General features: G+C 63.9%; 1 protein-coding gene. It reads left to right on the plus strand.

Annotated elements, in window-relative coordinates:
* Positions 1-48: 48 nt before the first annotated feature.
* Positions 49-288, plus strand: a 240-nt coding sequence (locus ACZY0B_RS28005; RefSeq protein ID WP_463767461.1) for an AmiS/UreI family transporter, incomplete at its 3' end; no start/stop codon positions are given.

Here is a 288-nt window from a genome sequence, read left to right on the forward strand (position 1 = left end):
GATCAACAACTTCTTCGCGCCGGTCATCACGTCGGACCAGTTCGTGGAGTGGGTCAGCCGCTGATGGGAAACGTCGGGCTACTTCTGGTGGGCGTGGCGCTGTTCGTCAACGGACTCGTCTCGGTCGGTCTGGTCAGCGGGCGCGGCGCCGCCCCGATCAATCTGTTTGTCGGTGCGGCCCAGGTGGTGCTGCCGACGCTGGTTCTCGTGCAGTCGGACGGCGATCCCGGCATCATCAACGCGACCTGGCCGAGTTACCTGTTCGGCTTCACCTATCTGTGGTTCGGC

This window comes from Mycobacterium sp. IDUB_19 (assembly GCF_055419445.1).